The sequence below is a fragment of the Roseococcus sp. YIM B11640 genome, from assembly GCF_049727625.1.
Taxonomy (GTDB): Bacteria; Pseudomonadota; Alphaproteobacteria; order Acetobacterales; family Acetobacteraceae; genus Roseococcus.
The window spans coordinates 1,246,604-1,265,452 of the sequence record NZ_JBBJOZ010000001.1 but is presented as its reverse complement, the minus strand read 5'-3'; the positions used below and the strand labels follow the sequence as shown (position 1 = coordinate 1,265,452).

Here is an 18,849-nt window from a genome sequence, read left to right as displayed (position 1 = left end):
ATGGCGCGTTCCGGGCACTCCGGCGCGGAGGGTCCGGACCGCGACACCTCCGCCCTGCCAGTCGTGGCCATTCTGGGCCGGCCGAATGTAGGCAAATCCTCGCTGTTCAACCGGCTTGTAGGCCGGCGTATCGCCATCGTGGACGATACGCCTGGCGTGACGCGCGACCGCAAGGAAGCGGAGACCCAGATCGCGGGCCGCGACATCCTGCTGATCGACACCGCCGGGCTGGAAGAGGCCGCGCCCGAGACGCTCTTCGGCCGCATGCGCGCGAGCTCCGAAGCCGCGCTGGAACAGGCCGACGTCGCCGTCTTCGTCATCGACGCCCGCACCGGCATCACCGCTTCCGACCGTGCCTTCGCCAATTGGCTGCGCCGCGCGCGCCGGCCCGTCCTGCTCGTCGCCAACAAGGCCGAGGGCCGAGGCGGCGCCGCGGCCGCGATGGAAGCCTACGAGCTCGGCCTCGGCGACCCCATCGCCGTCTCCGCGGAGCACAACGAAGGCATCGCGGGGCTGATGGAGGCCATCGGCGAACACCTGCCCGACAAGCCCGAAGCCCCCGAGGGCGAGGAGGAATCCAAGCTGCTGCGCCTGGCCATCCTCGGCCGGCCCAATGCGGGCAAGTCCACCCTGCTCAACACGCTGCTCGGCGAGGAGCGCATGATCACCGGGCCCGAGCCCGGCCTGACGCGCGACGCCATCGCCGCCCAGTGGCAGGACGACGAGGGCCCCATCCGCATCGTGGACACCGCGGGCATGCGCAAGCGCGCCCGCATCAACCACCGGCTGGAGGAGATGAGCGTCGCCTCCTCCATCAACGCCCTGCGCGAGGCGGAGGTGGTGATCCTGGTTCTCGACGCCCTGCTGGGCCTGGAGGAGCAGGACATCCGCATCGCCCGCCTCGCCGAGCGCGAGGGGCGCGCGGTCGTTATCGCGCTCAACAAGTGGGATGCGGTGGAGGATCGCGCGGCCGCCCGCCAGCGCGTATCCGACACGCTGGAGACCTCGCTCAACCAGCTGCGCGGCATCGAGGTGGTCACCATCTCGGCTGCCACGGGCGCGGGCGTGGACAAGCTGATGCCCGCCGTCCGCCGGACGCATGAGCGCTGGAACCGCCGCGTCGGCACCGGCGCGCTCAACCGCTGGTTCTCGGACATGCTGGAACGGCATCAGCCGCCGCTAGTGGAGGGCCGCCGCCTCAAGCTGCGCTATGCCACCATGCCCAAGGCGCGCCCGCCGACGATCACCATCTTCGGCACGCGGGCCGAGCAGCTGCCGCAGGAATACCAGCGCTACCTGCTCAACGGCTTCCGCGAGCAGTTCGACATGCCGGGCGTGCCGATCCGGCTGCAGCTGCGCGGAACCGACAACCCCTACTCCGAAGAGCAGGACTGAGTTTCGGAAAATGCCGAACGGTTCCGCCCGTTCGGCCGTCTAGGCTCTGCGCTCCCAGGGAGGAAAGCCCATGAGCGCCGCCTACGAGACGTTCCGCGACCTGCATAAGTCCTGCTTCGTCATGCCCAACCCGTGGGATGGCGCCTCTTCCGTGCTGCTGGCGCGCGAGGGCTTCCCGGCGCTCGCCTCCACCTCGCTCGGCATAGCCTTCGCCATGGGTGTGCCCGATGGCCGAGCGGCGCTGAGCCGCGAGGTATCGATCGAGAACGCGGCGATGATCCATCGCCTCACGGGCCTGCCCGTGAACGGCGACCTGGAGGACGGCTTCGGCCCCTCGCCCGAGGATTGCGTGCTGACGGTCGAGGCCTCGATCAAGGCGGGGCTCGCGGGCCTCGGCATCGAGGACACGACGGCCAACCCGGCGGATCCGATCCATGGCTTCGACCAGGCGGTGGCGCGCGTAAAGGCGGCGGCCAAGGCCGCGAAGGGCCGGATCCTCCTCACCGGACGCACCGACAATTTCCTCAACGGCCGGCGCGACCTGGACGACACGATCCGCCGCCTGCAGGCCTTCGCCGAAGTGGGCGCGGATGTGCTCTACGCGCCCGGCCTGCCGGACATGGCGGCCATCGAGGCGGTGGTGAAGGCGGTGGCGCCCAAGCCCGTGAACGTGGTCTTCGGGCCCGGCACCGGGCCGGTGCCCCTTTCGGTGCTGGCGGCGGCGGGCGTGAAGCGCGTCTCGCTCGGGGGCGTGCTGTACCGGCACGCCATGGGCTCGATGGTGCTCGCGGCGAAGCGCCTGCGCGAAGGCGACTTCGACATCATGAAGGGCATGCCGACGAGCGCGGAAATCACCAAGCTGCTGCCGCAGCTTGGTTGATTCCCCGCCGCCCTCAAGCGCGCGGGGAGGGGTCATGGGCGGCGCCGGCCGGTATTCGCGGCCGGAAGGATCTCCGATGGCTGGCCTGATCCCTGGCCTGGGACTAGCGTTCACGGCAATCAATGTCCGAGGATTGCCGTGAACGCCCCCGACCGCCTGCGTGCCCTGCTCGCCAAGCCCGATTTCGTCACCATGCCCGCCGTCTGGGACGGGCTAAGCGCCAAGCTCGCCGCCGAGGCGGGCTTCCCCACCGCCTTCCTCTCCGGCTCCTGCGTCGCGGCCAGCCGGCTCGGCGGGCCGGATCTCGACCTGCTTTCCTTCGCCGAGATGTTCGACAGCTTCCAGATGGTCCATGGCGCCGCGCCGCAGACCCTCGTGCTGGCCGATGGCGACCATGGCTACGGCAATGCGATGAACGTACAGCGCACCGTCCGGGCCTATGGCCGCGCGGGCGCCGCCGCCATCCTCATCGAGGACAAGATCACGCCCCGCGAACTGACCGCCGCCGGCAAGCCCTGCCTTCCGCGCGAGGAAGCGCGGATGAAGCTGCGCGCCGCCGTGGAGGCCGCGAAGGATTCCGGCATCCTGGTCCTCGCCCGCACCGATTGCCGGCCTACCCAGGGCATCGACGAGGCCGTGGCACGGATCGAGATGTTCGTGGAGGAAGGCGCCGACATCCTCTTCCTCGACAGCCCCGCCGATGACGGGGAGTTCCGCCGCGCGGTGGCCGCCGCCAAGGGCAAGCCCTCCTTCGCCGTGCTCTCCCCGGGACCGGGCCGCCGCATCCCGACGAAGCAGGAGGCGATCGCGCTCGGCATCAAGATCGGCACCTACCCCACGGGCATGATCTCGCCCGTCGCGGCCGCGATGAAATCGGGGCTGGCGGCGCTCGTGGCCGGTGAGGCGGAATCGAAGGACGCGCTCCCGCCGGCCGAGCTGCGCGCCACCCTCGGCTATGGCGACTACGATACCGCGGCGAGGCGCTTCCACATCGCGAGCTGAGGCTATCCCAGCCGCCAGCATGGCTGATTTCCCGGCCGCGGGTCTTGGAGAATGCGTTTCCCCAACGCAGTATCGCCCGCGCCCGGGGGCGGCGCCCCCATCGACGGCGTAATGCGGAGTGGGGACGGAAATCGATTCATGATCAATAAGATCGTCAAGACGCTGGCCGAGGCGCTGAACGGCATCAAGGACGGCTCCACGGTCCTCATCGGCGGCTTCGGCAGCGCGGGCCAGCCGGACGAGCTCATTGAGGCGCTGATCGAGCAAGGCGCCAAGGACCTCACCTGCGTCGCCAACAATGCGGGCACGGGCCATGTGGGCCTGGCTCGGCTCATGGAACTCGGGCGCGTGCGCAAGATCATCTGCTCCTTCCCGCGCAGCGCCGGCAGCGTGGTGTTCGAGCAGCTCTACCGCGAGGGCAAGCTGGAGCTGGAGATCGTCCCCCAGGGCACGCTGGCCGAGCGCATGCGCGCCGCCGGAGCCGGCATCCCCGCCTTCTTCACCGCGACCTCGCACGGCACGCTGCTCGCCAAGGGCAAGGAGGAGCGCGAGTTCGAGGGCCGCGACTATGTGATGGAGCGCTGGCTGAAGGCCGATGTCGCTCTCATCGAGGCCTGGAAAGCCGACCGCTGGGGCAACCTCGTCTACAACCAGTCCGGCCGGAACTTTAACCCGGTGATGGCAACGGCCGCCGAGCTGACCATCTGCCAGACCCAGCATATCGTGGAGCTGGGCGAGCTCGACCCGGAAGCGATCGCGACCCCCGGGATCTACGTGAACCGCGTCGTGCAGGTGGATCGCGGCGCCCCCTGGGCGCCCTGATCTTCGCGTTCAGCCGTAGCGGCGGCGGGGCATGGCGGCGAGAAGCCGCTGCGCCTCCATCGCGCGGGCACGCGTCTCCTCCAGCGGCGTGATCTCCGCCATGGAGCGCGCCAGCCGCGCCATGGTCGCCTCCCCTGCCTTCACCAGCGGCAGGCGCGGCTCGGCCGCGCAGAATCCCAGCAGGTGCAACGCCATCTTCGCCGGAACCGGATTGGTCTCGACGAAAAGCGCTTCGTGCAGCGGCGCGAGCGTGTCGGCGAGTTCGGCGAAGCGGCGCAGGTCGCCGGCCCGCCAGGCCTCCTGTACCGCCGCGCACAGCGCGGGCATCACATTCGCCGTTACGGAGACACAGCCCGCGCCTCCCATCGCCAGATGCGCGGGCGAGGTCGCGTCGTCCCCCGAGAATTGCGGAAACTCCGCCCCGCAGAGCCGCCGCAGGCGGAAAAGGCGCGCGATGTCGCCCGTCGCGTCCTTGATCGCCGCGATCGCGCCCTCCTCCCAGAGGCGGGCGATGGTCTCGTCGGCGAAGCCCACCGCCGCGCGCGAGGGCACGTCGTAGAGCATCACCGGCAGGCCGCTGCGCGCGGAGACGGCGCGGACATGCGCGCGCAGCCCCTCCTGCCCCGGCCGTACATAGGGCGGCGCCGAGACCAGCAGGGCCGAGGCGCCCATATGGCCGGCCGATTCCGCGAGGCGCACCGCGCCCTCCGTGCAGGAAGCGCCGATGCCCGCGATCACGGGCGCGCGCCCGGCCACGGCCTCCAGCACGGCGGCCAGGGCGCGCATCTGTTCCTCGGCCGACATGGCCGGAGCCTCGCCAGTGGTGCCGCAGACCACCACGGCGGCCGACCCGCGCGAGACGGCGCGATCGGCCAGCCGCGCGAGCGCCGGCAGGTCCGGCTCCATCGATTCCGCCTCGAAGGGCGTGACGAGGGCGGGGATGCTGCCCTGGATCCCCGCGAAGCCGCGGAACAGGCGCATGGGGGCGGTATTCCTCATCGCGCGGACCCGTAGCGGCAGAGCAGCAGAACGCCGCCATCGGCGGCAGCGCGGCGGCGGACGCGGGCGAAGCCGTAGGCATGGAGGCGGCGGCGCACCCCACGCACGGCCGCGACGGCACCGCCTTTCAGCAGCAGCGCGAGGCGCCCGCCTCGCGGCAGAGCGCGGCTGGCACTCGCGGCCACCTCGACAGCCTCCTCCGGTGTCTCGATGCGGGGTGCGAGCACGAGGTCCGCGGGCTCAGGATGGCGCGGCGGCGTGGCGACCGTCATCGCCGTGCGGCAGCCGTGGCGCAGCGCCGAGCAGAGCAGCGCCGGGCCGCCGCGCACCAGCAGCACGCGGTCCTCCGGGCCGGCGTGAACGGTGTCCAGAAGGTCTTCAGGTCCAGGATCTGGGGTGTGGGGCATGGTCCTCTCCATGCCTCAAGGCTGCGCGCGCCGGCCGTCGCGAAGCGATGCGGAAGAGGACGGCGCGGCGTAAGCGTCACGTAAGGCCGGGGTGCTGGACCTCGGATGCCGGCAGGCTTAACTTCGCGGCCTCAAGGAGGAATGACCCATGCCTTTCAGTCGAACCGACATGGCCGCGAAGGCGGCCGCCGACATTCCTGAGGGCTGGGTGGTCAACCTCGGCATCGGCATGCCGACGCTCATCGCCAATGAGGTTCCGCTCGAGCGCGAGGTGATCTTCCAGTCGGAGAACGGCGTGCTCGGCATGGGCCCCGCGCCGGAGCCCGGCAAGGAGACACCCTGGCTCATCAACGCGGGCAAGCAGTTCGTGACGCTGCGTGCCGGCGGCTCCTTCTGCCACCATGCCGACAGCTTCTCGATGATCCGGGGCGGGCATATCGACCTCTGCGTGCTCGGCGGCTTCGAGGTCGCGGAGAATGGCGACCTCGCCAACTGGGCGACCAGCGAGAACGATACGGCCCCGGCCGTGGGCGGGGCGATGGACCTCGGCGCGGGCGCGAAGCGCCTCTGGGTCGTGATGGACCACACCACGAAGGACGGCCGCTCCAAGATCGTGGAGAAGTGCGGCTATCCGCTGACGGCGCTCGGCAACGTCTCGCGCGTGTACACCAACCTCGCCGTGCTGGACGTGGTGCAAGGCCTCGGCTTCGTCGTGCGCGATATCGCGCCGGGCATGAGCCTCGAGGAACTTCAGTCCAAGAGCAGCGCCAAGCTGCACACCCGCTCGTGAGCGCCGCCACCGCCGCCGGCGTCGCGCCCTTCTCGGGCGAGCGCGCCGAGAGCATCGAGATGATCCGCGACTCCGCGCGCGGTCTCCTCGGCGCCGAGATGGCCCGCATCCGCAAGCTCCGCTTCACCGAGCCGGGCTTCGATCCCGCGCTGCTGCGCCAGATGGGCGAGGCCGGCTGGATCGGCCTTTCCGTCTCCGAGGAGGCCGGCGGCACCGGCCTCGGCATGGGCGAGATGATCGCGCTGGCCGAGGAAATGGGCCGTTCGCTCGCGCCCGAGCCGCTGATCGGCTGCGCCATGTCCGCGCATCTTCTCGCGGCCGCCGGCGAGACGGAGCTGCTCGGCCAGCTCCTGGCCGGCGAGGCCGTGGTGCTCACCGCCTGGCAGGACCGCGCGAACACGCTCCAGCTCTCCGCCACCGCCGACGGCGCGCGCCGCTTCGTGCCGATGGCCGCGGGCGCCACGCATATCCTCTGGCCCGTCGTGGACGAGGCGCGCGTCGCGCTGCACGTGCTGACGCGCGACGAGGTCGAGATCACGACCGAGGCCACGCAGGATGGCGGGCATCTCGGCACCGTCACGCCCAAGGCCGGCCCCGGCCGCAAGGTGGCGGACAATGTCTACGCCGCGCTCTCCGAGGCACTGGACCGCGCCGCGCTCGCCACCGCCGCCTCGCTGCTCGGCGGCATGGAGGCGAGCTTCGCGATGACGCTCGACTATCTCCGCACGCGCCAGCAGTTCGGCAAGATCATCGGCACCTTCCAGTCGCTGCAGCACAAGGCCGCGGATGCGAAGATCCAGGTGGCGCTGACCCGCGCGGCCGTCGAGCAGGCGGCCGTCGCGCTGGATGACGGCCTGGGCGGCGAGGCCGCGCAGGCCATCGTCAGCCGCGCCAAGGCGCGCGCCAGCGAGGCGGCGATGCTCGTCGCCCAGGCCTGCGTGCAGCTGCATGGCGGCATCGGCTACACCGACGATTACGATGTCGGCCTCTACATGCGCCGCGCCATGGTGCAGGCGCCCGCGCTCGGCGGAGCCGCCCTGCACCGCAAGCGCTTCATGGCCATGGCCCCGGAGACCGAGGAATGAACGACGTGACGGAAGCGCCCGTGATGCGCATCGCCGAGGAGCGGCACGGCGCCGTCCTCGTCCTCACGCTCGACTATCCGGCGCGCCGCAATGCGCTGGCCGTCCCGCTGCGCCAGCAGATGGAAGACGCGATCGAGCGCGCGAACATGGACCGCGGCATCCGCTGCCTGGTGCTCACCGGCTCGGGCGGGGTGTTCAGCGCCGGCGGCGACATCTCCGGCATGAACATCGAGAACCCGTATGACGGGCGCGAGCGCATGCGCCGCACGCACCGCCTGGTGCGGATCATGGCGCGCAGCAACCTGCCCATCGTCGCCGCCGTCGAGGGCTGGGCGGTGGGTGCGGGCCTCTCGCTGGCGCTGCTCTGCGACACCATCGTCTCGGCCGAGAATGCACGCTTCATGGCGGGCTTCCACAAGATCGGCCTGATGGCTGACATGGGCATGCCCGCGACGCTGCCCGCGCGCATCGGCGTCGGCCGCGCGCGCGACATGCTGCTGCACCACACGCAGTACCTGGGCACGGAGGCGAAGGAGATCGGCCTCGTCGACTACGTGGTCGCCCCCGGCAAGGCGCTGGAAGTGGCCATGGAGAAGGCGCAGGCGCTGGCCGAATCCGCCCCGCTGCCCATCGCCTTCACGCGGCAGTGGTTCGCCGAGGATCTCGACAAGGCGCTGGCGCGCGAGGCCGATTTCCAGGCGACGCTCTTCGTGACGCAGGACCACAAGGAAGGGCGCGAGGCGTTCCTCGGCAAGCGCAAGCCGGTCTTCACCGGCAAGTAGCCGCCCAAGGATCTGGTGCTCAAACGCGCGGGCCGCGTTTGCGGCCTCGGCACGAGGCAAAGCCTCGTGCCGCTGGCGTGAGTGCCTTTTCCGTCGAAGGCCCCCGGAAAATCAAGATTTTGGCTGCGCTAGGTGCTCCACCAGGCGCCGCGCGTGCGGCGGCAGGCCGGCCAGGCTGCGGACGCAGATGCCCAGGCGCCGCTCGGCCCAGGCATCGGTCAGGGGCAGGATGCGGATGGGCGCGGTGCGGCGCGCACGCTCGGCCGCCGTGCGGGGCACCACGGCGATCCCGACCCCCGCCCCCACCAGCCGGCAAATCGCGTCAAAGCTCGGCACCCGCACGCGCAGCCTGAGCTTCCGGCGCAAGGCCGCGGCATGGCCCGAGAGATGCCCCTGCATCGCGACATCCTCGGGCTGGCCCACGAAGTCGAAGCGCAGGCATTCCTCGAAGGCCACGGCACGCCGGGCGGCCAGCGGATGCTCGCGCGGGGCCACCAGCACCAGCCGGTCCAGCCGGAAGGGCAGCAGTTCCAGCCCCGCCGTCGGTGCCCAATCCGCCACGATCCCCGCATCGGCATGGCCGGCCGCCACCGCCTCGACGATGGCATGGCTCGGCCGCTCCTCCAGCTCGACATCGACATTGGGATGCTCGGTCAGCCAGGGGGCGAGCACGTCCGGCAGGAATTCGCTGAGCGCCGAGGTGTTGGAGAGCACGCGCACCTGGCCGCGCAGGCCGCGCGCGTAGTCGTCCAGCTCGCCGCTCATGCGCTCCAGCTGCTCCAGCACCGCGCGGGCGTGTCGCGCCAGCACGCGGCCCGCCGGCGAAGGCGCCACGCCACGGCGCCCGCGCAGCAGCAGCGGCGTTCCCAGAGTCTCCTCCATGCCGCGGATGCGCGCGCTGGCCGAGGCGAGGGCAAGCGCCGACCGGTCCGCACCGCGCGTGATGCTGCCGGCCTCCACGGTGGCCAGGAACAGGCGCAGATCGGTCAGGTCGAAGCGCATGGGAACCCTCCTGCCTTCGTCCTTTCCGAAGGCTGCCTCCTGGAAAGCCAGATTGTGCGGGGGATGCGCGACCAGCAAGGTCCCGTCACCGCATTTCCTGGGAGGATCGGGCATGAGGCGCATTCTGGCCGCGACGCTGCTGGCAACGCTGCCCCTCGCCCCTGCCGCGGCGGACCGGCCGGAGCGCTTTCCGCTCCACGACCATCCTGCCATCACCGGCGTGATGTCCTTGCCCCTCGCCCCGGCCCACGAGCGCGCGCCTGCCGTGCTGGTCCTGCCCGACGCGCTGGGCCCCGATCGCCGCGCCGACCCCTATGTGGAAGCGCTGAACGCCGCCGGCATGATGGTGCTGGAGGTGGATCTCGAATCCGTCTCGGAACAGGCGGACATCGCCCCCGCCGAGGCCGCCGCCCTGGTTTTGCGGGAGCTGGCGCGCGATCCCCGGGTGGAGCACGGCCGCATCGGCGTGCTGGGCTTCGGCGCCGGCGGCCGGGCCGCACTGCTCGCTTTGCCCGGGGTCGCGCGCGTCGCTCTCTATCCGGGCTGCGCGGGCCTGCCCGGGGTCGCCGGCCGCGCCCTGATCGTCCATGGCGAGGCCGATGCCGCCAACACCCGCACCGATTGCGCGCGCCTCGGCACCGCGCGGGCCGAGATCCCGGGCGCCGGCTATGCCTGGGACCGCCCGCCCCATGGCGGCGAGGGCCCTTCCCTGCTGCCGCGCCCCGATGGCGCCGGCCGCATCGTCGCGACGCCGCATCCGCAATTCTGGGCGGTCTCCGTGCCTCTCGTCGCCGACTGGCTGGTGCGGGAGCTGCGCGATGCCGAGTGATCCCGCGCTGCTCGCCTTCGTCGCGGCGGTCTTCGTGCTGGCAGGGATCGTGAAGGGCGTGGTGGGACTCGGCCTGCCGACGCTGTCGATGGGGCTGCTGACGCTCGCCGTCGCGCCCGCGCAGGCGGCCACGCTGCTGCTCGCACCCTCCTTCGTTACCAACCTCTGGCAGATGATGACAGGGCCGCATCTGCGGCCGCTGCTGCGGCGGCTGTGGCCCCTGCTGGGCGGCGCCTGCCTCGGCACGCTGCTGGGCTCGGGCTCGCTCGCCACGGGCAGCCGGATGGCGGTCGCGGGTCTGGGCGCCGTGCTGGTGCTCTATGCCGCCGTGGCGCTGCGGGCCCCGCGGCTTCGCGTGCCGCGCGCGGCGGAGATCTGGCTCGGACCGCTCATCGGCATCGCCACGGGTCTGGTGACGGGCGCGACAGGCGTCTTCGTGGTGCCGGCGGTGCCGTATCTCCAGGCGCTCGGGCTGAGCAAGGACGAGCTGGTGCAGGCGCTCGGCCTGTCCTTCACCGTCTCGACGATGGCGCTCGGCGCGGGCCTCGGTCTGCATGGAGGATTCGCCTCGCCGATGGTGATGGCGTCGCTCGTCGCGCTGCTGCCCGCGATGCTCGGCATGCAGATCGGCCAGCGCATCCGCGAGCGGATGGAGCCGCGCATCTTCCGCCTCTGGTTCCTGGCCTCGCTGGTCGTGCTGGGTGGCTGGCTGGCGCTCTCTGCCCTATAGACCAACCGCTCGGTCGGGGGCCTCTAGCGGGGCCGGGCCGGATGGCGCAAAATGGCGCCAGGAAGCGGTTAAGGAAGCCAGCCCATGAATGCCATCACCGGCCGCGAGCCGCAGGACCTCAACGCCCTTCCGGACGACGCCTTCCGCGCGCATATCCGCGCGTGGATCGAGGCCAACTACCCCGCCGAGATCCGCAATCCCGAGAAGCGCCTCCATTGGGAAGAGAACAAGGTCTGGTACTTCAAGCTGGCCGAGAAGGGGTGGCTCTGCCCCGGCTGGCCGCGCGAGTACGGCGGCCTCGGCCTCGCCCCGGCCAAGCAGATCATTTTCACCGAGGAGCTGGAGCGCCACGGCTGCGCTCGCTGCAACGACCACGGCATCATCATGCTCGGGCCGCTCGTCATCCGCTACGGCACGGAGGAGCAGAAGAACTTCTACCTGCCGAAGATCCTGAGCGGCGAGCATATCTGGTGCCAGGGCTATTCCGAGCCGAATTCCGGCTCCGACCTCGCCTCGCTGCGCACCGAGGCGGTGGACCAGGGCGACCACTATGTCGTGAACGGCCAGAAGATCTGGACGACGCTCGCTCAGGACGCGAACTGGATCTTCCTCCTCGTCCGCACCGACAAGAACGCGAAGAAGCAGGAGGGCATCTCCTTCCTGCTGGTGGACATGAACACGCCCGGCATCACCGTGCGGCCCATCATCAACCTCGAGATGCATGACGAGTTCTGCGAGGTCTTCTTCGACAATGTGAAGGTGCCCAAGGCGAACCTGGTGGGCCAGCTCAACAAGGGCTGGGACATGGCCAAGGCACTGCTCTCCTTCGAGCGCATCTACCTCGGCTCCCCGCGCCAGAGCGCCTATGCGCTGACGCGCCTCAAGCAGCTGGCCGAGCGCATGGGCGTCCAGGACGAGGCGTCGTTCCAGGAGCGCTATGCGAAGCATCGTTGCGACCTGGAGGACCTGAAGGCGCTCTACGGCCGCTATGTCGAGGTGCTGAAGCAGGGCCGCCCGCTCGGCGCCGACGTATCGCAGCTGAAGGTGATCCAGTCGGAGCTCTTCCAGCGCATCTCCGAGACGATGATGGAGATCGCGGGCGAGAATGCCGGCCTCTTCGGGCCAATGGAGGGCAACCGGAACCTCAATCCCGGCGCGCTCTACATCCAGGCACGGCCGACGACGATCTACGGCGGCACGAACGAGATCCAGCGCAACATCATCAGCAAGAACGTCCTCGAACTGCCGGGGTGAGTTGACCGGCAGCGCCGCCGGGCGAAGGATCGCGCCCTTCGCTGTAAAGGGGTGGGCGGGATGACGGAACTCTGGAAACTGGACGCGACGGAGGTCGCCCGCCGCGTCCATATCGGGGAAGTGACGGCGCGCGAGGTCACGCTCTCCGCCCTCGCCCGGCTCGATGCGGTGAACCCGCGCCTCAACGCCGTCATCCAGACCATGCCCGAGGAAGCGCTGGCGGCCGCCGACGCGGTGGACCAATCCCTCGCGCGCGGCGAGAAGCCCGGGCTTCTCGCGGGCGTGCCCGTCACCGTGAAGGTGAATGTCGACCAGAAGGGCTTCGCCACCACCAACGGCCTGACCCTCCAGGCGCAACATCGTGCGCATGAGGACAGCCCCGTCGTCGCCAATCTCCGCAAGGCGGGCGCCGTCATCATCGGGCGCACGAACACGCCGGCCTTCTCGGTTCGGTGGTTCACCTCCAACAACGTCCATGGCGCCACGCACAACCCGCGCGACAAGGGGCTGACGCCCGGCGGCTCCTCGGGCGGCGCGGCGTCCGCGACCGCGGCGGGCATCGGCGCGATCGGGCATGGCACCGATATCGGCGGCTCTGTGCGCTACCCGGCCTATGCCTGCGGCATCCACGGGCTGCGGCCGACGCTGGGGCGCATCCCCGCCTGGAACCCGAGCCTGCCGGACCGCGACATCGGCCCGCAGCTGATGGCCGTCAGCGGGCCGCTGGCGCGCAGCATCCCCGACATCCGCCTCGCGCTCGAGGCCATGAGCGCGCCCGACCCGCGCGACCCCTGGTGGGTGCCCGCCCCGCTCGTCGGCCCCGAGGCACCGAAGCGCGTGGCGCTCTGCGTGGCGCCGGAGGGCATGAAGGTCGTCCCCGCCGTCGAGGCCGCGCTGCGCGATGCGGCGGCCCGGCTGGTCGAGGCCGGCTGGCAGGTCGAGGAGGTGGCCAGCGTACCCCCGCTGCGCGAGCCCGCGCGGCTGCAGGCACTGCTCTGGCTCGCCAACCTGCCGCGCGGCGGCATGGAGGCGGTGGAGCGCGAGGCCGAACCGACCTCCCTGGCCGTCTTCCGGCACATGGTGGAGCTGAGCTCCGTCCCCGGTCTCGTCGAGTTCCAGGACGCGTTGACCGCGCGCCTCGGCTTCCTGCGCGCCTGGAACCTGTTCTTCGAGCGCTATCCGGTGGTGCTGGTTCCCGTCTCCGGCGAGCTGCCCTTTCCCGACCATGACGACCAGTCCGGCCTCCAGCGCTTCACCGAGATCATCGAGGCGCAGCTGGTGCAGGTCGGCCTGCCGCTGATGGGCCTGCCGGGGCTGACCGTCTCGACAGGGTTGGTGGGCAAGACTCCGGTCGGCGTGCAATTGCTGGCCGGCCGCTATCGGGAGGATCTCCTCCTGGCCGCCGGCGAGGACATTGCCGCGCTCGGCACACCGCCGGCGCCCGTGGATCCTGATTGGGACTGAATGATGCGCCCCTGGCCGCTTCTGCTTCTGCTCACCGCCTGCGCGGCCCCGGGCGGGCAGGTATCCACCCTGGGCTGCTCCGGGCAGCTCACGGTGCGGAACTCATCCTCCCAGGCTATCGAGCAAATCTACGTCAGCCAGGCCGGCCCTCGCGACTGGGGGCCCGACCTGCTGGCCACCGGCACCATGCCGATGGGAGATAGCCGGACCTTCCAGGCGAAGCCTGGCGTCAACAGCTTTCGCGCCGTCTTCGTGAACGGCCGCGCCGCGGAAATGGCGGGGCTGGACGTCTGCGACACGCCGGTCCTGACGGTGCTTCCGAACAACCTGGCCCCGGGCCGCTGAGACCCCTTCGGGGCGTCTCGCAAGTTTTGCTGATCCGCCGATGCAACCCAGGATTGCCAAATTTCCTTGAGCCATGAAGCAATCGACGACTTCTAAGCGTCAGAATCCAACGCATTATCTTATTTTTGATACTTTTCTCACTGATTTTATTTTTGAGGCTTTGTTCTCTTTATTTTTCTGGTTACGTTTACCCTCAGGCCGCTCAAGGCGTCGCACGCGTTAGGCACGCCAGAGATTGCGCTTTTTTGATGATTGTCTCTCTTTTTGAATATTCATCAGAGCTGGTCCTTCGCGGAGCGCTTGAATATGCGTGGTACCCTTTCCCTCATCCTGGCCGGCTCTTGCCTGGCGATCCTGCCGCTGCTCGGTCCGGCCGGCACGGCACTATCGAGCCGCCATGCCGGTACGGCCGTCCTCTGCGCCGCGCCGGACGCGCGGGTGATGACCGCGGCCCGGGATTGGATGGGCAGCCTGCAGGGCTGGTCGGATAGCCCGCTGCTGCTGACCTGGCGCAACCTCGTGGCGTCGAGCAAGGGGACCGAGGCGCCCGCCGCCTGCCGCCACTGAGCGACGCGTTCCGCTGAAACGAAAACGGCGCCCCCGCAGCGATGCGAGGGCGCCGTTTTCCGTTCGAGGCCGGGCGCGAAGCGCCCTGCCGTTATGCCTTGCGGGCGAGCGTCGGGATTTCCTCACGCAGACGGAAACGCAGCGCGGACCACGTATCGTCGAGGGCCACCTGCGTTACCGGCAGAAGGCCGGATTGCGCCAGCGCTTCCCAGCCATGGTCGCGGTCGAGGTCGGAGCGGACGGGCCCGTTCTTCTTCGGATAGGCGAACCAAAGCCGGCCGCCCACGCCGTAGAGATCCAGCGCGCGGTTCACGACGCGGCCCAGCGAGGCACGGTCGGTCGCAAAGGCCAGGATCAGCTCCGGCTCGGAGGCGGAGGTCGCGGGCAGGCCATGCTTCAGGCCCGCCGGCGGTTCGAGGACAGAGCACACCATGCCGGGCTTGTAGCCAAGCTTGCGGGGGATGGTGGCTTGGGCGGTCACGTCAATCAGCGGTCACTCCGGCGGCTCTGGCCACCGGCCCCCATATCGAATCCTGCGCGCGAATGGTGGCTGCAAGCTCCGCCCGATTCCCCCCGATGGGTTCCGCGGACAAGGCCCTTAGCCTTCGAACCACCACGGCATCGCGCGCCGCCGCAATGGCTGCTGTCTCCAGAGTGGAAAGGACGGAATCGGCCAATCCCCGTGGACCCATCAGCGCGAGCCAGGTCTCGGCTTCATAGCCGGCGACCGTCTCCGCCACTGTCGGGGTTTCGGGCAACAGGGCCGATCGTGAGCGGGAAGTGACGGCGAGCAACTTGACCCGCCCTTCCCGCACCAATGGCAATCCAATGACAGCGGCCTCCACATAGACCTGCACCTCCCCGCTGAGCAATTCCGGAAGTGCGCCCGAGATGCCGCGGAAGTGCACGATGTCGCAGCGCGCACCCGTCGACCGGAGCAGGAGTTCCAGCGCCAGATGCTGCGCGGTGCCCGCGCCCGGAGTGCCGCAAGTGCTTGGTCTTGCTTTGAGAAGTTCGATGAGATCAGCGACCGTGCGCACCCCCGATCCGGGCGCCGTCAGCAGCAGCAGGGGCAGGCTCGCGAACCTGCTGATGGGGGTCAGGTCTGCTTGTGGGTCATAGCCCAGCTGGCGCGATAGATGCCGCGTCAAAATCACCGTCGTCGCGGTCACGACGCCGAGCGTATTTCCATCCGGAGTCGCGCGCGCAACCTCCGCCGCCGCCACGTTTCCACGCGCGCCCGTCTGGTTCTCCACCGTCACGGGCCGGGAGAGCTGTCGGCCGAGCGCCTCGGCAAAGACACGCGAGATCCCGTCGACGCCGCTGCCGGGCGGAAAGCCGACGAGAAGGCGAATGCCCGCATCCGGCGCCGCCGGCTGTGCATGCGCGGGGGCGCTGGCCAGCGCCAGCAGCATGGCCAGCGCGGCGCCGACGACCCGGCGGTGGCGTTCCCGTTTCACGCCGAAAACATGCCGCGAAATCAAGGCGAAATCCTGTTCGTGCAAAGCCTTTGTAGTGCAGGCAAACTCCCGCCCCGGCGCGCCGCGGTCAACCCGGAATTTCCCCGGGGCGCCTCAGCCAGTCCCGCATCGCCCCTCGCTTTGCGAATTATTCGCAACTGATGCAAAGGCTTGGTTGGATTGACGCAACTGCGAAGGCGAGCCTAGAAGGAGCGCAATATCCAAGGCCCGGAGTTGCTTCGAGATGAAGGCGAAAAGCGCATGAGTGACCCGCGCGAGGCCGGCATGATCGGCCGCCGCACGGACGGCAAGATCGTTCGCCGCCCGCTTTCGCCGCATCTGCAGGTCTACGACATGATGCAGATGACGAGTGCCACCTCGATCATGCATCGCATCACGGGCTGCGCCTGGGCCGGTGGCACGCTGCTCCTGATCTGGTGGCTCATGGCCGCCGCGACGGGCGAGGTCGCCTTCGCCCGCGTGCAGTGGTTCATGTCCTCCTGGCTCGGCCTGCTGATCCTCTTCGGACTCACGGCCACCGCCTGGTACCACACGCTTGCCGGCATCCGGCACCTCGCCTGGGATGCGGGCTACGGCTTCGACATCCCCTCGGTCTATCGCACCGGCCGCATGCTGGTCATCGGCACCGTCGCGCTGACGGTCCTGACCTGGATCTTCGCCGTGATCTTCTGGGGTTGATCGGAATGGCCACGGACACCTCCTCCTCGCAGACCGCCCTCCGCACCCCGCTCGGGCGCGTGCGGGGCCTCGGCTCCGCCAAGTCGGGCACGCATCATTGGTGGATGCAGCGCGTCACCTCCATCGCGCTGCTGCCGCTGACCATCTGGTTCGTGCTAAGCATGATCGGATTGGCTGGCGCCTCCTACCTGGAGACGCTCATCTGGATCGCGACGCCGGTGAACGCCGTGCTGCTGGTCGCGCTGCTGCTGCTGACCTTCCATCACATGGCCAACGGCATCCAGGTCGTGGTCGAGGATTACGTTCGCAACGAGATGCAGCGCATCATCGTGATGCTGATCGTCAAGGGCGCCTGCGCACTGCTGGCGCTCGCCGGCGTCTTCTCGGTGCTGCGGATCGCCTTCGCCCTCTAAGGGGGTCGTGTTTCGGGCGGCGCGACGCGCCGCCATTCGGGCCGGGATGTTCCGGCGGATTGTTTTGAAGCGCACGGCTGCCACCCGTGCGCCAGAGAGCGGATCGGGTCGATGAACGCCATCAGCAAGCCCTCCTTCGGCGCGTACCGCGTCGTGGATCATACCTACGACGTGGTTGTCGTCGGCGCCGGTGGCGCGGGCCTCCGCGCCACCTTCGGCATGGGCGCCGCGGGCCTCAAGACGGCCTGCATCACCAAGGTCTTCCCCACGCGCTCGCACACCGTGGCTGCACAGGGCGGCGTCGGCGCCTCCCTCGGCAACATGGGCGAGGACGACTGGCGCTGGCACATGTACGACACCGTGAAGGGGTCGGACTGGCTCGGCGACCAGGATGCCATCGAGTACATGTGCCGCGAGGCCGTGCCCGCGATCATCGAGCTCGAGCATTTCGGCGTCCCCTTCTCCCGCACCGAGGACGGCCGCATCTACCAGCGCCCCTTCGGCGGTCACATGCAGGACTACGGCAAGACGCCGGCGATGCGCGCCTGCGCCGCAGCCGACCGCACGGGCCACGCGATCCTGCACACGCTCTACCAGCAGTCGCTCAAGCACAATTGCGAGTTCTTCGTCGAATACATCGCGCTCGACCTCATCATGGACGATGAGGGCGTGTGCCGCGGCGTCACCGCCTGGTGCCTCGAGGACGGCTCGATCCACCGCTTCCGCGCGCAGACCGTGGTGATGGCGACAGGCGGCTACGGCCGCGCCTACTTCTCCTGCACCTCGGCCCACACCTGCACGGGCGATGGCGGCGGCATGGTGCTGCGCGCCGGCCTGCCGCTGCAGGACAACGAGTTCGTGCAGTTCCACCCGACCGGCATCTACGGCTCCGGCTGCCTCGTCACCGAGGGCGCGCGCGGCGAGGGCGGCTACCTCACGAACTCCGAGGGCGAGCGCTTCATGGAGCGCTACGCGCCGACCGCGAAGGACCTCGCCAGCCGCGACGTCGTGAGCCGCGCGATGTCCATGGAGATCCGCGAAGGCCGCGGCGTCGGCCCGCTGAAGGATCACATCTACCTGCATCTGGAGCACCTGGGCGCGGACCTGCTGCATGAGCGCCTGCCCGGCATCTCCGAGACGGCGAAGATCTTCGCCGGCGTGGATGTGACGAAGGAGCCCATCCCGATGCTCCCGACCGTCCACTACAACATGGGCGGCATCCCCACGAACATCCACACCGAGGTGCTGCGCCCGACCGCGCAGGACCAGGACGCGATCGTCCCCGGTCTCATGGCCGTCGGCGAGGCCGCCTGCGTCTCGGTGCACGGTGCGAACCGCCTCGGCACCAACTCGCTGCTCGATCTCGTGGTCTTCGGCCGCGCGGCCGCGCTGCGTGCCGCCGACACGATCAAGCCGGGCGCGAGCCAGCCGCCGCTGCCGCCCAAGGCCGGCGAGAACGCGCTCGACCGCCTGGACCGCGTGCGCCACGCCAAGGGCGGCACCAGCGTGTCCGACCTGCGGCTCGAGATGCAGCGGACCATGCAGGCGCACGCCGCGGTCTTCCGCACCTCCGAACTGCTGAAGGAGGGCGTGGAGAAGATGGCCAAGGTGGCGCAGGGCTACGGCGACATCCGCGTCGCCGACCGCTCGCTCATCTGGAACAGCGACCTCGTGGAGGCGCTGGAGCTGGACAACCTGATCGACAACGCGCTCACCACCGTCGTCGGCGCCGAGGCCCGCAAGGAGAGCCGCGGTGCCCACGCGCAGGAGGACTACCCCGAGCGCGACGACGTGAACTGGATGAAGCACACGCTCGCCTGGGTGAACGACAAGCGCGACGTGAAGCTTGACTATCGTGACGTGAAGATGCGGACGCTGACCAATGAGGTCCAGGTGTTTCCGCCCAAGCCGCGGGTGTACTGAT

General features: G+C 69.8%; 21 protein-coding genes. 16 read left to right on the top strand and 5 right to left on the bottom strand.

Going from position 1 to position 18,849, the window contains the following annotated elements:
- The 4 genes from der to WJM96_RS06385 all read left to right on the top strand — a co-directional run bounded on the left by der (position 1) and on the right by WJM96_RS06385 (position 4,099).
- Positions 1-1,395 carry a ribosome biogenesis GTPase Der gene (gene der / locus WJM96_RS06400; protein WP_424811601.1) on the top strand — a complete coding sequence of 465 codons (1,395 nt, stop codon included), beginning with the start codon at positions 1-3 and terminating at the stop codon, positions 1,393-1,395.
- A gap of 70 nt (positions 1,396-1,465) precedes the next feature.
- Complete coding sequence (locus WJM96_RS06395; RefSeq protein ID WP_424811600.1) at positions 1,466-2,275, top strand: isocitrate lyase/PEP mutase family protein; 810 nt, start codon at positions 1,466-1,468, stop codon at positions 2,273-2,275.
- 138 nt (positions 2,276-2,413) lie between these two features.
- Positions 2,414-3,277: an isocitrate lyase/PEP mutase family protein gene (locus WJM96_RS06390; RefSeq protein WP_424811599.1), complete on the top strand. Its 864-nt coding sequence runs from the start codon at positions 2,414-2,416 to the stop codon at positions 3,275-3,277.
- A gap of 138 nt (positions 3,278-3,415) precedes the next feature.
- Complete coding sequence (locus WJM96_RS06385) at positions 3,416-4,099, top strand: 3-oxoacid CoA-transferase subunit A (RefSeq protein ID WP_424811598.1); 684 nt, start codon at positions 3,416-3,418, stop codon at positions 4,097-4,099.
- Positions 4,100-4,108: 9 nt separating this feature from the next.
- On the opposite strand, the gene dapA is transcribed toward WJM96_RS06385, so the two are convergent.
- Both dapA and WJM96_RS06375 read right to left on the bottom strand, forming a co-directional pair.
- Positions 4,109-5,080, bottom strand: coding sequence for a 4-hydroxy-tetrahydrodipicolinate synthase (dapA, locus tag WJM96_RS06380; protein ID WP_424811597.1), 972 nt, complete (start codon positions 5,078-5,080; stop codon positions 4,109-4,111).
- Between the two features lie 14 nt (positions 5,081-5,094).
- Positions 5,095-5,505 carry a hypothetical protein gene (locus tag WJM96_RS06375; RefSeq protein WP_424811596.1) on the bottom strand — a complete coding sequence of 137 codons (411 nt, stop codon included), beginning with the start codon at positions 5,503-5,505 and terminating at the stop codon, positions 5,095-5,097.
- 148 nt (positions 5,506-5,653) lie between these two features.
- Here WJM96_RS06375 and WJM96_RS06370 point away from each other — a divergent pair, with 148 nt between their 5' ends.
- From WJM96_RS06370 to WJM96_RS06360, 3 genes are read left to right on the top strand one after another with little or no spacing between them, the layout of a single operon-like run.
- The gene (locus WJM96_RS06370; protein WP_424811595.1) at positions 5,654-6,295 is read left to right on the top strand and encodes a 3-oxoacid CoA-transferase subunit B; all 642 of its coding nucleotides are present in this window, start codon (positions 5,654-5,656) and stop codon (positions 6,293-6,295) included.
- Positions 6,292-7,380, top strand: a complete 1,089-nt coding sequence (locus WJM96_RS06365) for an acyl-CoA dehydrogenase family protein (protein ID WP_424811594.1) — start codon at positions 6,292-6,294, stop codon at positions 7,378-7,380. Before WJM96_RS06370 ends, WJM96_RS06365 begins: the two co-directional genes overlap by 4 nt.
- Complete coding sequence (locus tag WJM96_RS06360; RefSeq protein ID WP_424811593.1) at positions 7,377-8,162, top strand: enoyl-CoA hydratase/isomerase family protein; 786 nt, start codon at positions 7,377-7,379, stop codon at positions 8,160-8,162. The genes WJM96_RS06365 and WJM96_RS06360 overlap by 4 nt, the downstream gene beginning before the upstream one ends.
- A 111-nt stretch (positions 8,163-8,273) precedes the next feature.
- On the opposite strand, the gene WJM96_RS06355 is transcribed toward WJM96_RS06360, so the two are convergent.
- Complete coding sequence (locus WJM96_RS06355; RefSeq protein ID WP_424811592.1) at positions 8,274-9,164, bottom strand: LysR substrate-binding domain-containing protein; 891 nt, start codon at positions 9,162-9,164, stop codon at positions 8,274-8,276.
- 112 nt (positions 9,165-9,276) lie between these two features.
- Here WJM96_RS06355 and WJM96_RS06350 point away from each other — a divergent pair, with 112 nt between their 5' ends.
- The 6 genes from WJM96_RS06350 (at position 9,277) to WJM96_RS06325 (ending at position 14,353) form a co-directional block, all read left to right on the top strand.
- A complete protein-coding gene (locus WJM96_RS06350) occupies positions 9,277-9,993 on the top strand; it encodes a dienelactone hydrolase family protein (protein WP_424811591.1) in 717 nt (238 codons plus the stop codon).
- Entirely contained in the window at positions 9,983-10,723 is a 741-nt protein-coding gene (locus WJM96_RS06345) for a sulfite exporter TauE/SafE family protein (RefSeq protein WP_424811590.1), read from the top strand. The genes WJM96_RS06350 and WJM96_RS06345 overlap by 11 nt, the downstream gene beginning before the upstream one ends.
- Positions 10,724-10,807: 84 nt before the next feature.
- The gene (locus WJM96_RS06340) at positions 10,808-11,977 is read left to right on the top strand and encodes an acyl-CoA dehydrogenase family protein (RefSeq protein ID WP_424811589.1); all 1,170 of its coding nucleotides are present in this window, start codon (positions 10,808-10,810) and stop codon (positions 11,975-11,977) included.
- Positions 11,978-12,037: 60 nt separating this feature from the next.
- Entirely contained in the window at positions 12,038-13,441 is a 1,404-nt protein-coding gene (locus tag WJM96_RS06335; protein ID WP_424811588.1) for an amidase family protein, read from the top strand.
- Positions 13,442-13,786, top strand: a complete 345-nt coding sequence (locus WJM96_RS06330) for a hypothetical protein (protein WP_424811587.1) — start codon at positions 13,442-13,444, stop codon at positions 13,784-13,786.
- A gap of 306 nt (positions 13,787-14,092) precedes the next feature.
- Positions 14,093-14,353, top strand: coding sequence for a hypothetical protein (locus tag WJM96_RS06325; RefSeq protein WP_424811586.1), 261 nt, complete (start codon positions 14,093-14,095; stop codon positions 14,351-14,353).
- A gap of 91 nt (positions 14,354-14,444) precedes the next feature.
- On the opposite strand, the gene WJM96_RS06320 is transcribed toward WJM96_RS06325, so the two are convergent.
- Together WJM96_RS06320 and WJM96_RS06315 are read right to left on the bottom strand one after the other, a co-directional pair.
- Entirely contained in the window at positions 14,445-14,834 is a 390-nt protein-coding gene (locus WJM96_RS06320) for a hypothetical protein (RefSeq protein ID WP_424811585.1), read from the bottom strand.
- A 1-nt stretch (position 14,835) separates the two neighbouring features.
- Positions 14,836-15,858, bottom strand: a complete 1,023-nt coding sequence (locus WJM96_RS06315; RefSeq protein WP_424811584.1) for a Bug family tripartite tricarboxylate transporter substrate binding protein — start codon at positions 15,856-15,858, stop codon at positions 14,836-14,838.
- 216 nt (positions 15,859-16,074) lie between these two features.
- On the opposite strand from WJM96_RS06315, the gene sdhC reads away from it, so the two are divergent.
- The 3 genes from sdhC to sdhA all read left to right on the top strand — a co-directional run bounded on the left by sdhC (position 16,075) and on the right by sdhA (position 18,848).
- Positions 16,075-16,512: a succinate dehydrogenase, cytochrome b556 subunit gene (sdhC, locus tag WJM96_RS06310; protein ID WP_424811583.1), complete on the top strand. Its 438-nt coding sequence runs from the start codon at positions 16,075-16,077 to the stop codon at positions 16,510-16,512.
- Between the two features lie 5 nt (positions 16,513-16,517).
- Entirely contained in the window at positions 16,518-16,925 is a 408-nt protein-coding gene (gene sdhD, locus WJM96_RS06305; RefSeq protein ID WP_424811582.1) for a succinate dehydrogenase, hydrophobic membrane anchor protein, read from the top strand.
- Between the two features lie 111 nt (positions 16,926-17,036).
- Positions 17,037-18,848, top strand: coding sequence for a succinate dehydrogenase flavoprotein subunit (gene sdhA, locus WJM96_RS06300; protein ID WP_424811581.1), 1,812 nt, complete (start codon positions 17,037-17,039; stop codon positions 18,846-18,848).
- Position 18,849: the final 1 nt, after the last annotated feature.